The organism is Streptomyces toyocaensis, assembly GCF_000725125.1.
Classification (GTDB): domain Bacteria; phylum Actinomycetota; class Actinomycetes; order Streptomycetales; family Streptomycetaceae; genus Streptomyces; species Streptomyces toyocaensis.
This window is the reverse complement of sequence record NZ_JFCB01000020.1, coordinates 21,160-35,006: the sequence shown is the minus strand read 5'-3', so window position 1 is coordinate 35,006 and position 13,847 is coordinate 21,160. Positions and strand designations below refer to the sequence as shown.

At 72.5% G+C, this 13,847-nt stretch carries 12 protein-coding genes; 8 read left to right on the top strand and 4 right to left on the bottom strand.

Going from position 1 to position 13,847, the window contains the following annotated elements; translation table 11 throughout:
• Positions 1-96 precede the first annotated feature (96 nt).
• A complete protein-coding gene (locus BU52_RS21075; RefSeq protein WP_037936706.1) occupies positions 97-540 on the top strand; it encodes a nuclear transport factor 2 family protein in 444 nt (147 codons plus the stop codon).
• A 15-nt stretch (positions 541-555) separates the two neighbouring features.
• On the opposite strand, the gene ligA is transcribed toward BU52_RS21075, so the two are convergent.
• Complete coding sequence (ligA, locus tag BU52_RS21070) at positions 556-2,640, bottom strand: NAD-dependent DNA ligase LigA (RefSeq protein ID WP_037936703.1); 2,085 nt, start codon at positions 2,638-2,640, stop codon at positions 556-558.
• A 116-nt stretch (positions 2,641-2,756) separates the two neighbouring features.
• On the opposite strand from ligA, the gene BU52_RS21065 reads away from it, so the two are divergent.
• The 4 genes from BU52_RS21065 (at position 2,757) to BU52_RS21050 (ending at position 7,245) form a co-directional block, all read left to right on the top strand.
• Positions 2,757-3,332, top strand: a complete 576-nt coding sequence (locus BU52_RS21065; RefSeq protein WP_037936702.1) for a TetR/AcrR family transcriptional regulator — start codon at positions 2,757-2,759, stop codon at positions 3,330-3,332.
• Between the two features lie 98 nt (positions 3,333-3,430).
• Positions 3,431-4,621, top strand: a complete 1,191-nt coding sequence (locus tag BU52_RS21060) for a GDSL-type esterase/lipase family protein (RefSeq protein WP_037936700.1) — start codon at positions 3,431-3,433, stop codon at positions 4,619-4,621.
• Positions 4,622-4,966: 345 nt separating this feature from the next.
• Positions 4,967-6,157: an MFS transporter gene (locus tag BU52_RS21055; protein ID WP_037936698.1), complete on the top strand. Its 1,191-nt coding sequence runs from the start codon at positions 4,967-4,969 to the stop codon at positions 6,155-6,157.
• A gap of 116 nt (positions 6,158-6,273) precedes the next feature.
• Positions 6,274-7,245: a pirin family protein gene (locus BU52_RS21050; protein ID WP_037936696.1), complete on the top strand. Its 972-nt coding sequence runs from the start codon at positions 6,274-6,276 to the stop codon at positions 7,243-7,245.
• A 97-nt stretch (positions 7,246-7,342) separates the two neighbouring features.
• On the opposite strand, the gene BU52_RS21045 is transcribed toward BU52_RS21050, so the two are convergent.
• Positions 7,343-7,726, bottom strand: a complete 384-nt coding sequence (locus tag BU52_RS21045) for an ArsR/SmtB family transcription factor (RefSeq protein WP_037936694.1) — start codon at positions 7,724-7,726, stop codon at positions 7,343-7,345.
• Positions 7,727-7,862: 136 nt separating this feature from the next.
• On the opposite strand from BU52_RS21045, the gene BU52_RS21040 reads away from it, so the two are divergent.
• The gene (locus tag BU52_RS21040; RefSeq protein ID WP_037936692.1) at positions 7,863-9,842 is read left to right on the top strand and encodes a heavy metal translocating P-type ATPase; all 1,980 of its coding nucleotides are present in this window, start codon (positions 7,863-7,865) and stop codon (positions 9,840-9,842) included.
• A gap of 472 nt (positions 9,843-10,314) precedes the next feature.
• On the top strand, positions 10,315-10,926 hold the full coding sequence (locus BU52_RS21035) for a DUF998 domain-containing protein (protein ID WP_037936690.1): 612 nt from the start codon (positions 10,315-10,317) through the stop codon (positions 10,924-10,926).
• Positions 10,927-11,259: 333 nt separating this feature from the next.
• Here BU52_RS21035 and BU52_RS21030 read toward each other — a convergent pair whose 3' ends face one another.
• Positions 11,260-11,859, bottom strand: coding sequence for a TetR/AcrR family transcriptional regulator (locus BU52_RS21030; RefSeq protein ID WP_037936688.1), 600 nt, complete (start codon positions 11,857-11,859; stop codon positions 11,260-11,262).
• A gap of 167 nt (positions 11,860-12,026) precedes the next feature.
• On the opposite strand from BU52_RS21030, the gene BU52_RS21025 reads away from it, so the two are divergent.
• The gene (locus BU52_RS21025) at positions 12,027-13,547 is read left to right on the top strand and encodes an FAD-dependent monooxygenase (RefSeq protein ID WP_078903360.1); all 1,521 of its coding nucleotides are present in this window, start codon (positions 12,027-12,029) and stop codon (positions 13,545-13,547) included.
• A gap of 14 nt (positions 13,548-13,561) precedes the next feature.
• Here the strand turns inward: BU52_RS21025 and BU52_RS21020 are convergent, their stop codons facing one another.
• Positions 13,562-13,777 (bottom strand): hypothetical protein, encoded by a 216-nt coding sequence (locus tag BU52_RS21020; RefSeq protein ID WP_037936686.1) that lies wholly within the window; start codon positions 13,775-13,777, stop codon positions 13,562-13,564.
• Positions 13,778-13,847 lie beyond the last annotated feature (70 nt).

Sequence of the window (13,847 nt, the reverse complement as noted above, 5' to 3'; positions counted from 1 at the left end):
CCGGAGGTAATCGACCCGCCTCCGCCTCCTCCGGCAGGATCGGGCACGTCAGGGAGACCCCGCGCCGGGGCTCGCCACAGCCGCGAGGAGAGCCTCATGCCCACCCGTTCCGCCGCCACCACCGCGCCGTCCGACGCCGAGGCCACCCGGGCCGTCGTGGGTGAGTTCCTCGCCGCCCGGGCGAAGGGGGACATCGGACGGCTCGTCGCGCTCTTCGCCGACGAGGTCGACTGGCTGCTCGCCGAGAATCCCGCCGTTCCGTGGATCCGCCCGCGCTCCACCGCCGCCGAATGCGCGGCCCAGTTGACGGATCTGATGGAGCACACCGTGCCCGAGGACGCGCGGGCCTCGGTCGACACCTTCCTCGTCGACGGGAAGGACGCCGTGCTGATGGGACATCTGTCGGGGACGGTCCGGGCGACGGGACGGTCCTTCCAGGGCCCGTTCGCCCTGCGTCTCACCGTGGAGGACGGGCGGATCACCCGGCACCACCTCTACGAGAACAGCCTGTCCGTCGCCGAGGCCTGCGCCACTCACTGACGGCCGGCGCCCGGCTCAGCCGAGGAGTCCGGCGACCATGGCGGCGAACTCGTCCGGGGTGGCGAGGCGGACACCGAGCTGTTCCGCCTTGGCGCGCTTGGAACCGGCGCCCTCGCCCGCGACCACGAGGGTGGTCCGCTTGGAGACGCTGGAGGAGGAGCGTCCGCCGGCCCGTTCGACGAGTTCGTTCATCTCGTTGCGGGAGAGCTTCTCCAGGCTTCCGGTCATCGCGCCGGTCACCACCACCGTCATCCCGTCCAGCGGCCCGCCCGCCGTCGGCACGGCGGTCGGGTCGTCACCCTCGGAGGCGGCGTCGGCCGGCCAAATGGCGCCGGGTTCGGTCATGTTGACGCCCACGGCGGCCAGTCTGTCGATGAGCGGGGCCAGTTCGGCCAGCTCCGCGACGATCGACGGGGCCTTCTCCGCGCCGATGCCGTCGACCCGTTGCATGGCGTCGGCGTCCGCGGCGCGGACGTGGTCCATGGTGGCGAAGTGCCGGGCGATGCGCCGCGACATGGACCGGCCGGTGCCCCGGACGCCCAGCGCACACAGCACCCGGGAGAGCGGCTGCTGCTTGGCTCCGGCGATCGCGGCCAGGAGGTTGTCGGTGCTCGTTTCCCCCATCCGCTCCAGGCTCAGCAGCTGATCGCGCCGGAGGGTGAACAGGTCGGCGAGATCGGCGACCAGGCCCTTTTCCACGAGCTGGACGACACGGGTGGTGCCCAGGCCCTCGATGTCGAGCTGGTCGCGTCCCGCGGCGTAGGCGAGGGACGCGACCAGGTGGCAGTTGCGGCCCTGGGCGCATCGCCAGCGTTCCTCGGTGGTGTCGATGTCCGACCCACAGCGCGGACACCGCGCCGGGAACTCGACCGGCCGCTCCTCGCCCGTGCGCAGATGAGCGACCGGGGCCTCGATCCGGGGGATGACGTCGCCCGCCCGGTGCACCATGACGTGGTCGCCCAGACGCAGGTCGCGGCGGGTGATGTCGGCCGGGTTGTGCAGGGTGGCGTAGGTGATGGTGGAACCGTCGATGACGACCGGCTCGAGGACGCCGCGCGGCGCGATGACGCCGGTGCGCCCGACGTTCCACTCCACGTCCAGCAGCCGGGTGATCTTCTCCACCGCCGGCAGCTTGTAGGCGATGGCCCAGCGGGGCGCGCGGGAGCCCGATCCGGCGGCCACCCGGTCGGCGGCGTGGTCGGCCTTGACGACGATCCCGTCGATGCCGAAGGGCAGTTCGGCGCGCAGCGCGGCGATCTCCTTCACGCGGGCCAGGACCTCGTCGGGGGTCTCGGCGACGGTGTCCGGCACCGCGGTCCGGGCGCTGGTGTGCACCCCCAGGTCCGCGGCCAGGGCCATCAGGCCGCTGTGCGCCATCCCGTTCATCCGTTCCGCCAGGGCGGCGTCGGTGCCGGGCAGCGGCAGGAGCCCGTAGCCGAAGAACGTCATCGGCACCGTGTAGACGCGCTCCCTGGCCCGCAGGGTGCCGGCGGCCGCGTTGCGCGGGTTGGCGAACGGCTGTCCGCCGTGTCCCGTGCGTATCTCGTTGGCGTGCTCGAACTGGGCCGAGGTCATGAGGACTTCGCCGCGGATCTCCACGGTGACCGGCTCGTCCAGCTTCTCCGGCAGGCCCTCTATGGTGCCGATGGCGTGCGAGACGTCCTCCCCGGCCGTCCCGTCCCCACGGGTGATCAACTGGCGGAGCCGGCCGCCGCTGTAGCGGGCGGCGATCGCCAGCCCGTCCAGCTTCGGGCCCACACTGAAGCGTGTCGCGTCACGGCCGGTGCGGCGCGCCAGTGAGGCGGTCCAGGCGGTGAACTCCTCGGCGGAGAACACGTTGTCGAGGCTGAGCATCGGCACCGTGTGCGGGACGTCGCCCACCGCCGCCCCGCCGGCGACCTTCCCGGTGGGGGAGTCGGGCAGTATCCGGCCGGGATGCTCCGCCTCCCAGTCGGCGATCCCCCGGACCAGCCGGTCGTACGCGTCGTCGTCCAGCGGCGAGGTGCCTCCCGTGTAGTAGGCGGCCGCCGCACGCACGGCGTCCTCGACCGCCTGCGCGTAGGCGGCGGCATCCACGATCACTGCTGCAGGTGTTGTCATGTCCCGCATCCTGCCGCCCACCACTGACAGTGCTCCGGTGGATCAACGGGTGCATGGCATTTGCCTATAGGTCTTAGGTGAATGCATAATCGATAAAGCCAACAGAGAGGATGGGTATGGTACGCGCGGGTCTGACCCCCGAACGCCTGACCAGGGCGGGGGCGGAACTGGCCGATGAGGTCGGGTTCGACCGGGTGACCGTCTCGGAGCTCGCCCGGCGGTTCGACGTCAAGGTGGCGAGCCTGTACTCCCACCTGAGGAACTCCGAGGACCTCAGGACGAGGATCGCGCTGCTCGCCCTCGAGGAACTCGCCGACCGGGCCGCCGACGCCCTGGCCGGACGTGCGGGCAAGGACGCCCTGACCGCCCTGGCGAACGTGTACCGCGACTACGCCCGGGAGCATCCCGGCCGCTACGCCGCGGCCCAGTTCCGGCTCAGTCCGGAGGCGGCCGCCGGCAGCGCGGGGGTGCGGCACGCGCAGATGACCCGGGCCCTGCTGCGCGGCTACGACCTGACGGAGCCGGACCAGACCCACGCGGTCCGGTTGCTGGGCAGTGTCTTCCACGGCTACGTCAGTCTCGAGATGGGCGGCGGATTCAGTCACAGTGCCCCCGACACCCAGGAGACGTGGTCCCGCATCCTCGACGCCCTGGACGCCCTCCTGCGCAACTGGCCGCCCACCACCCCCTGACGCACGACCGCGGCGCGGTCCCGGAATCTCCGACGCCGCCTCACCCTGCCGCGTCCCGGTCAGCCCTTCACCTCACCCCGACACACGGACCGGAAACCATGCCCTCCACCCCGCACACCTGGATCACCACCCCCCTCACCGCCGACCTCGTGCGCGGCGCCCTCGACCTGGAAAGCACCCCGCACGGGATCCTGCCGCACCGCCTGCCTGCCTGGGCCCGCGCCCGGAACACCGACGGGCAGCTCGCCATGGCCGAGTCCCAGCCCTCCGGCGTGCGCCTGGTCTTCCGCACCCGAGCGACCGCCGTCGAGCTGGACACCTTGCCCACCAAGCGGGTCTACGTGGGCGTCCCGCCCCGCCCGGACGGCCGGTACGAGCTGCTCGTCGACGGACGCCCGGCCGGGTGGGCCACCGCGACCGGCGGCAACACCGTGACCATCGACATGAGCGCCGGCACCGTGGAACACACCACCGGTCCCGCCGCCACCCTCCGCTTCACCGACCTGTCCGAGGGTGACAAGACCGTGGAGATCTGGCTGCCGCACGACGAGACCACCCAACTCGTCGCCCTGCGCACCGACGCCCCTGTGGAGCCCGCACCCGCCCCCGGCCGCCGGACCTGGCTGCACCACGGCAGCTCCATCAGCCACGGTTCCGACGCCGCGAGCCCCACCGCCACCTGGCCCGCGCTCGCCGCCGCACGCGGAGGCGTGGAACTGGTCAACCTGGGACTGGCAGGCAGCGCCCTGCTCGATCCGTTCGTCGCGCGCACCATGCGCGACACGCCCGCCGACCTGATCAGCGTCAAGATCGGCATCAACGTGGTCAACACCGACCTGATGAGGCTGCGCGCCTTCGCCCCGGCCGTCCACGGCTTCCTGGACACCATCCGCGAGGGCCACCCCACCGCACCGCTACTGGTCGTCTCACCGATCCTGTGTCCCCTTCACGAGGACACACCAGGCCCCACCGCCTTCGACTTCAGCCGCATCGGTGAGGGGCGGTTGCTGTTCACCGCGGCCGGCGATCCGGCGGAACGGGCCCACGGCAAGCTGACGCTCGGCGTCATCCGTGACGAGCTGACGTCCGTGGTGGCGCAGCGCGCGGCGGACGACCCGAACCTGCACTACCTCGACGGCCGTGACCTGTACGGCGAGGCGGATCACGCCGAACTGCCGTTGCCCGACCGCCTCCACCCGGACGCGGCGGCCCACCGCCGCATGGGCGAGCGCTTCGCCGCCCACGCCTTCGCGGCTCCGGACGGACCGTTCTCGGAGGGCAGGGGCTGAGCCGCGTGGGACGCCGGCCGGAACCGCGGCACCGACAAGGCCGGGCGACCGCCCGAACTCTCCCCGCACGATCAGCCGGTGTCCCGCCGTCTCGTCGACGGCCGGGCCCCCGCCCCGCCGGCGTCGATGCGGTCGAGCAGCAGTTCCACCGCGCGCCGCGCCATGCCGGGCTTGTCGGGAGCGACCTCGGTGATCGTGGGGATGCTGAACCGGGTGTCGCGGACCGCCAGGTCGCGGGCTCGGCGAGCACGCCGGCGTACTCGCCGAGCCCGCGGGGCGGGATGCCCGATGCGCCGGTGGCGCGCCGGAGGGGAGCGCGGCAGGGGAAACGGTTAGCGTCTGGGCATGGCCGGTGATCTCCGTGGGTGGCGGGTGAGCGTGCTCGGCGGCGCGGTGTTCGCGGTCTGCATGACCGGCACCACGTTGCCGACCCCGCTCTACCCGTTGTACCAGGAGAAGTTCCACTTCTCCGAGCTGACGGTCACCGTCGTCTACGCCATGTACGCCGTCGGGGTCATCGGTGTGCTGCTCCTCGCGGGCAATGCCTCGGACGCCGTCGGCAGGCGCCCGGTGCTGCTGTGGGGCCTGGGCTGCGCGGCCGCGAGCGGAGTCTGTTTCCTGTCCGCCACCGGGCTGGGCTGGCTGTACGCCGGACGGCTGCTGTCGGGGTTCTCGGCGGGTCTGTTCACCGGAGCCGCCACGGCGTACGTCATGGAGTCGGCACCGCCCGGCGGCGCCTCCCGGGCCACGTTCGTCGCCACGGCCGTCAACATGGGAGGGCTCGGCTGCGGCCCACTCCTCGCCGGAGTGCTCGCGCAGTACGCCGCCCGGCCCCTGTACCTGCCGTTCGCCGTGCACCTTGCCCTGGTCGCCTGCTCGGTCGCCGTCGTGCTGTGGCTCCCGGAGGCGGTGGAGGAGCGGCGGCCGCTGCGCACCGTACGGCCGCAGCGGCCCGGGGTGCCCCCGCGGGTGCGGCCGGTGTTCGGGCCGGCGGCGACCGCGTCGTTCGTGGGTTTCGCCCTGCTCGGACTGTTCACCTCCGTCAGCCCGGCCTTCCTCGCGCAGTCCCTGGACGTGACCGACCACGCGGTGAGCGGAGCCGTCGTGGCGCTGGCGTTCTTCGCCTCGACCGGCGGGCAGCTGGCCGTCGGCCCCATCGGTGTGCGGCGCTCGCTGCCGCTGGGGTGCGCCGGCCTGCTCGCCGGGCTGGCGGCGCTCGCCGGCGCCCTGTACCGGGACCTGCTGGCCCTGGTGGTGCTGAGCGCTGCCGTCGGAGGGTTCGGCCAGGGACTGGCGTTTCGCGGGGCGCTGTCCGCCGTGGGCGGGGCGTCCCCGGCGGACCGGCGCGCGGCGGTGATCTCGTCGCTGTTCGTGGTGGCGTACGGGGGGATCTCGGTGCCGGTCATCGGTGTGGGCCTGCTGACGGAGCCGATGGGCCTGGAAGGCGCGGGGCTGGTGTTCATCGCGTGCATGGCGGCCCTGGTGGTGGCCGCGGCCGGCTACCTCCTGCGGCGGCCGGTGACGGTGGGCACGTGACGGACCGGCGAGCCGGCCGGACGTGGGCCGCTGTTGTCGAGCGTTCTCCCGTTCGGCGGCCTATCATCGACCATGAATGTTGAAATTCTAACTTTTTGAGCCGGAGGGCAGCCGGAATGAGCAACACCGAGACACGGCCCGCGGAGCTGAGGTGCGGCGGCGATGCCGAGGCGGCGCGCCCGGCGGACGTCGAGGTCCTCACCGCGCGCGACGTGCCGCTCGGCGGCCCGCGCGCGATGAGGGTGCGGCGCACCCTGCCCCAGCGGGCCCGGACGCTCATCGGCGCCTGGTGCTTCGCCGATCACTACGGACCCGACGACGTCACCGGCACCGGCGGCATGGATGTCGCCCCCCACCCGCACACCGGTCTGCAGACGGTGAGCTGGCTGTTCAGCGGAGAGATCGAGCATCGGGACAGCCTGGGCAGCCACGCCTACGTCCGGCCCGGTGAGCTGAATCTCATGACCGGCGGCCACGGCATCAGCCACTCGGAGGTCTCGACGCCCCGCACCACGATCCTGCACGGTGTGCAGTTGTGGGTGGCCCTGCCCGGGGAACACCGCGCCACCGAAAGGGATTTTCGGCACTACGTACCCGACCCGGTCCCGCTGGAGGGCGGCGAGGCACGCGTCTTCCTCGGCTCACTCGCCGGTGACACGTCCCCCGTGCGCACCTTCACGCCCCTGCTGGGTGCCGAACTGACCCTGGCCCCGGGCGCCCGGACGACCCTCGGCCTCGACCCGGACTTCGAGCACGGCGTTCTCGTCGACAGCGGCGACGTCCTCGTCGGGGACACCTCCGTACGGCCGGCCGAACTGGGATACACGGCCCCCGGCCGCACCACGCTCACCCTCACCAACCGGGGGGCCGAGGCGGCGCGCGTGGTGCTGCTGGGCGGGCCGCCGTTCGAGGAGGAGATCGTCATGTGGTGGAACTTCGTCGGACGGTCGCACGACGACATCGTGCGGGCCCGTGAGGACTGGATGAAGGGAACCCGTTTCGGCGAGGTGCACGGATACGACGGGGCTCCACTGCCCGCGCCGGAGCTGCCGAACGCACCCTTGAAGCCACGAGGAAGGACGCGCTGACCTGTGGGACGTGGGGTTCGAACCAAGGAGCTCCGCGCCGCCTCGAGATTCGGTGTCGCCTCTTCCACCGGGCCCGGTGGTGACGGGTGTGGCTTCCTCAGGCGGTCCTGTTCACGGCCTCTGCGGCCGGAACGTCCCGCAGGCCGAGGCGCAGGTGCTCGACGTGGTGGAGGGCCTGCTCCAGCAGTTCGGCGACGTGGTTGTCGTACAGGGCGTAGATGACCGAGCGGCCCCGGCGTTCCCCGGTGACCAGGCCGAGGTTGCGCAGCAGGCGCAGTTGATGGGAACAGGCCGACTGTTCCATGCCGACGGCGTCGGCGAGTTCGGTGGCGGCGCAGGGGCCCTCCTGGAGGCGGGTCAGGATGCGCAGCCGGGACGGGGTGGCCAGGGCCTGAAAGGTCGCGGCCACATCGACGGCACCGACCGCCTCCAGGCGTTCGCGTGCGGTGGCGGTGGTCGTGACGTCAGCTCCATGGCCCATGGGTGCCATCCTACGAAGACCGTCCCATGAACGCATGAATGAGTCTTCATGCGCTCCTGTATGTTGGGTGGAGCGGTTGCCGGGTGTGCGGGCTGCCGCTTCTTCGTCATGCCGTCGTGAAGGACTGCCTGCTCCGATGACCTCCACCCTCTCCCCGCCCACGGCCCGTCGTCCCGTGCCCGCGTGCACCGAAGGCGTCTCCCGGCGCAGGACGCGGATCCTCGCCCTGCCCGAGGTGCGCTGGGCGGCCGCAGCCACGATCCTCTTCCTGCTCGCGCTGCCGCTCCAGCTCGCCGGAACGCCGGCGTGGACATGGGGCCCGCTGTACGCGCTGTCGTACGCGACCGGTGGCTGGGAGCCCGGATGGGCGGGTCTGCAGGCACTGAAGGAGAAGACGCTCGACGTCGACCTCCTGATGGTCGTCGCCGCGCTGGGTGCGGCAGCGATCGGGCAGGTGATGGACGGCGCCCTGCTGATCGTCATCTTCGCGACCTCGGGAGCCCTGGAGGCGCTGGCCACCGCCCGCACCGCCGACTCGGTGCGCGGCCTGCTCGACCTGGCGCCGGCGACCGCGACCCGTATCGAGGCCGGCGCCGGTGAGACAGCCGTCCCTGTCGAGGATCTGACGGTCGGCGACACCGTCCTGGTGCGGCCCGGCGAGCGCGTCGGCGCCGATGGCCGTGTCCTCGACGGGGCGAGCGAAGTCGACCAGGCCACCATCACGGGTGAACCCCTGCCGGTGGCGAAGGGGAAGGGCGACGAGGTCTTCGCCGGCACCCTCAACGGCACCGGCGCGCTGCGCGTACGGGTCGAACGGGACGCGGCCGACTCGGTGATCGCCCGGATCGTGCGGATGGTGCAGGAGGCGTCCGAGACCAAGGCGCCGACCCAGCTGTTCATCGAGAAGGTCGAACAGCGCTACTCGCTGGGCATGGTGGCCGCGACCCTCGCCGTCTTCCTCGTCCCGCTCGCCTTCGGCGCGAACCTCACCGACTCCCTGCTGCGGGCCATGACGTTCATGATCGTGGCCTCGCCGTGCGCGGTCGTGCTGGCCACCATGCCGCCCCTGCTGTCGGCCATGGCCAACGCCGGACGCCACGGAGTGCTGGTCAAGTCGGCCGTGGTCATGGAACGACTGGGCCAGGTCGACGCGGTCGCGCTGGACAAGACGGGCACGTTGACCGAGGGCACCCCGCGCGTCACGGACGTCGGGCCGTTCCCGGGCACGGGCCTGGACGACGAAGAGCTGCTCCTGCGCGCTGCCGCGGCGGAGGCCCCCAGCGAGCACCCGCTGGCCAGGGCGATCGTCACCGCGGCGCGTGAGCAGGGACTCGAGATCAGACCGGTGGTGGACTTCGGCTCCACGCCCGGTGTCGGAGTGAAGGCCACCCTCGACGGGCGCCTGGTCGAGGTCGGCGCCCCGGCCCGGCTGCTGCGTGGGGCCGACGACGCCGCCTCGGCCCGCGCGGCGGCGCTGGCCGGTGAGCTGGAGGAGGGAGGCCGGACCGCCGTCCTCGTCATCCTCGACGGTGCACCGGTCGGTGTCCTGGGCATCGCCGACCGGCTGCGCCCGGACGCGGCCGCGACCGTGACCTCGCTCGCCTCCCTCGCCGGCACCGCACCTGTGCTGCTGACCGGCGACAATCCGCGCGCCGCCGCCCGTCTCGCCGCCGAGGCCGGCATCGAGGACGTGCGGGCCGGGCTGCTGCCCGAGGACAAGGTGCGTGCCGTCCGGGAACTGGAGACCGCCGGACGCAGGGTCATGGTCGTCGGCGACGGCGTCAACGACGCACCCGCGCTGGCCGCCGCACACACCGGCGTCGCCATGGGGCGAGCGGGCTCCGACCTGGCGCTGGAGACCGCCGACGCGGTGATCGTCCGTGACGAACTGGCCACCGTGCCCGCGGTGATCGCCCTTTCCCGTCGGGCCCGCAAGCTCGTCGTGCAGAACCTCGTCATCGCCGGGGTCTTCATCGCCGGCCTGGTCGTCTGGGACCTCGTCGGCCATCTGCCGCTGCCGCTGGGCGTCGCCGGCCACGAGGGCTCGACCGTCATCGTCGGCCTCAACGGCCTGCGGCTGCTGCGCGAGTCGGCCTGGCCCAAGGCCACCGGCTGAGTCGTCGCAGGACGCCTGTCCGCCGGTCGCCCCGGTACACGGTCGCCGTGTGCCGGGGCACCCCGCATCCGCACAGGGGCACCCGGGCCTTCCTGCCGCGGTCACTCCGTCAGCGGCCCGCCGCCCCGGCATGCTCCGGCGGCGGCAGCGACCGCAGAGCCGTCCGTATGGCGGCATCGCCGGGGGGAACCGGTGAAGTTCGCCGTCTCGGCCCTGGCCGCGCTGTCGGGTCGACTGAGGCGGAACGCCTCGGTGAAGCGGAACCTGTCCGGGCCGCGGGCACATCGTGTACGGGCTCGTGACGGTGGGAGCGGCGTTCCTGCCGCTGCTGGGCGTCGGCGACTTGCTCACCACTGCCGTGACATCACGGAGGACCGCTGGTTCGCGTCCCATAGGGCTGATTTCCGGATATGTCATGGCTCATGTGTGTTCAACCGATCTACCGGTGAACAGGGCGTTCTATGGTTCTTCGATGTTGCTCGTTCCCCGATGGGTCCTGTTCTCGTCCGGGTGTGCGCCCGTACTGCTGATCGCGGGATGGATGATCGCGGCGTCACTGGAAGGGCCCGGCTACGACCCCGTCACTCAGACGATCAGCGTCCTGGCGGCCTACGGGGCCTCGGGATCATGGGTGATGAACGGGGCGTTTCTCGCGCTGGGCGTGTGTCACCTGCTCACCGCCTGGGGGTTGCGGGCCGCGGCGGCGGCCGGGCGCGTGGCGCTGGCCGGCGGGGGAGTGGCGGCTGTGCTGGTGGCGCTGATTCCGGCACCGGGCAGCGGAGGCTCCCTGCGTCACGGTTCGGTGGCCGCGGTGGGATTCGCGTTCCTGGCCCTGTGGCCGCTTCTGGCCGCCGACGGCAGCGATGGCGCTCCGTGGGCCCTGCGGCCCGTGCCCGCTTCGGCGGCGACCACCGTGATGGCCGTCGGTGCGGCCTGGTTCATGCTCGAGTTGCACCGCCAGGGCGTGGCCGGCGTGGCGGAACGCCTGGTGACGGCCCTTCAGTCCTTCTGGCCCTTCGTGGTCGTCACCTCGTGCCTCCGCCACCGCCGGTCGCCGCCCGACGCCTGTCCGGACGAAGCGTGAACCGACCGCCGGGCCGGAGGACGCGGACGGGCAGCCCGGCCGCCCCGCAGTCATGCTCCGTGCACCGCGTGACGGACTCCCGGCGTCCGGTCCCGGAGCTGCTCCGTTCCCCGGCGGCCGGCGAAGGTCGTGGGCGATCACGACGCCGGCCCAGCCGACTGGCAGGTGGACGCCCGCGAGGGGCGCGTGCATCGTGCCGTTGACCGGAGCGCGTTCGGCGCTCGACCGGGACCCGGCCGCCGGTCGAAGCGACCAGACCGCGTTCTCCGCGTCCCGGCCCCGGCGGATGCGACTGCGTCCGCAACCGCGGCGGACAGGAGTGCTCGGCGCCTCTCAGGGGCTCGGCGCGGTCAGGTACCGCTGGATCGTCGGTGCCAGCCATGCCGAGATCTCCGCCCGCGCCAGCCCCACCGCGGGCGGCATCCGCAGCACGTACCGCGTGAGCGCCAGCCCCAGCAGCTGCGACGCCATGAGTGCCGCCCGTGCCGGGACCTGCTCGGGGTCGGGGCACACCTGCCGGGCGACCGGCAGTAGCTGGTCCCGCAGGATGCCCTGCATGCGCTCCGCCCCGGCCTGGTTGGTCACGCCGACCCGCAGCAGGGCGGTGAGGACCTCGTTGTCCTCCCACATGTCGAGGAAGTGCTCGACGAGGATCCGTCCCGCGTCCTGCCGGCGGTCCGCCCCGCTCACGTCCGGCAGCCGCAGGTCGATGGCGACGGCCGCCGCGAAGAGGCCCTCCTTGTTGCGGTAGTACCGCATGACCATCGACGGATCGATGTTCGCGTCCTTGGCGATGGCGCGGATGGTGGCTCGCTCGTAGCCGTCGGTCGCGAAGCGCTCGCGGGCCGCCGCGAGGATCGCGCCGCGCGTAGCGTCGGAGCGGCGGGGGGCGCCGGAGCCGGGAACCGTGGAGGTGCTGTGGCTGCCGTTCACGTCGACGAGCGTAAGCCAACGGGCGTGGGTCAACAAGTGTTCACCAACAATCGTTTGCCAACACTTGTTGACATCCTTCTCCCCACCTCGCTACCGTCGTCAACGAGCGTTGGCCAACATTTGTTGGCAAAGGCGATGGCAAGCAAGCGTCGGCACCAGGAGGCCCCATGAACGGCACCGCCGCCCACCGCACCGTGATCGTCGTCGGCTCCGGCCCCACCGGCCTCCTCCTCGCCGGTGACCTCGCCGCAGCCGGCGTCACCGTGATGCTCGTCGAGAAGCGGCCGCGCAGGATCAGCAACCTCTCCCGCGCCTTCGGGGTGCACGCCCGCACCCTGGAGCAGCTCGACGCCCGCGGCCTCGCCGACGAACTCCTCACCACCGGCGAGACCATCACCGGCCTGCGGCTCTTCCGCCGCCTCTCCCTCGATCTGAGCACGCTGCCCTCGCGCTTCCCGTTCCTGCTCATCACCCCGCAGTACGAGGTGGAGCGGCTCCTGGAACGGCGTGCCCGCGACGCCGGCGTCGAGTTCGCGTACGACAACGAGGTCGTGGGGCTGCGGCAGGACGACGACGGGGTCGACCTGGACATGCGCGGAGTCGACGGGGCGGTCGTCACCCGGCGGGCGGCCTACGTCGTCGGTGCCGACGGTCACCGGAGCGCCGTGCGGGAGGCGATCGGCCTGGACTTCCCCGGTGTCTCCGTCATCAAGTCGCTGATCCTGGCCGACGTCCGGCTGGCCGAGAAGCCCGGGGGCGTCCTCACCGTCAACGGTCGCGACGACGCCTTCGCGATGATCGCCTCCTTCGGCGACGGCTGGTACCGGGTCATGGGCTGGAACCGCCGCAACGAGGTCTCCGACGACGCCCCGCTCGACCTCGAGGAGGTCAAGGAGATCACCCGTCGTGCCCTGGGCACCGACTACGGCATGCACGAGGCCCGCTGGCTCTCCCGTTTCCACAGTGACGAGCGCCAGGCACCCCACTACCGGGTCGGGCGGGTCTTCCTCGCCGGGGACGCCGCGCACATCCACTCCCCGGCCGGCGGGCAGGGCATGAACACCGGCCTCCAGGACGCCGCCAACCTGAGCTGGAAGCTGGCCGCGGCCGTCCACGACCGGGCGCCCGAAGGACTCCTCGACAGCTACGAGGCCGAGCGCCACCCGGTCGGCAGGGCGGTGTTGCGCAGTAGTGGCGGACTGGTCCGGCTGGCCCGCGCGCGCAATCCGCTGCTGCGTGCCGCCCGCGCCCTCGTCTCCGCGTTCGTCGACATGGCCCCGCCCGTCCAGCGCAAGGCCCTGGGACAGATCACCGGCATCGGCTACGCCTACCCCGCCCCCCGCGGCGCCCACCGCCTCACCGGCACCCGCGTCCCCGACGTCGCCCTGAAGCACGGACGGCTCTACGAGGCGCTGCGAGGCGGCCGGTTCGTGCTGATCACGCCCGGGACGTACGAGGGCCCCGGTGTCCGTGAGGGCTGGCTGACCGTGGAGCGCTGGGCGGGCGACCGCCGGACGGCCGTCCTGGTACGGCCCGACGGATATGTGGCGTGGGCGGCGGAGGGCGCGGACGCGGCGGGGATCGAGGAGGCGGTGGCCCGGCATCTGGGTCAGGCCCTCCCGGCCGGATCACCCGGGTGTCGCGGGGCCGGGGCGGCGGAGAAGCGCAGCACCTCACGGCCGGGCTGATCCGAACGACAGGCCTAACCCGCTTCGCGGCCGAGGACTCGGCGGGCCGCCTCGGCCTCGGCCGCCTGCGGGGACAGCTCGTCGAGCGAGTCGAGCTCGGTGTCCGTTTCCAGCTCCCGCTCCCAGGCGGCCGCGAGCCGCTCCTGTTCCTCGCGCGGCCTGGCGCCCACGGCCTCGCGGTGGTCCGGGTCCAAAGCCGTCAGGAATCGTCCGACCGGGTCCGTGGACATCCCGTGCTCCTTGTCGCTCGGAAGGGGGCCTGCTCCGACCCAGCATGGCCAGCACGCCACGCGACGGCCG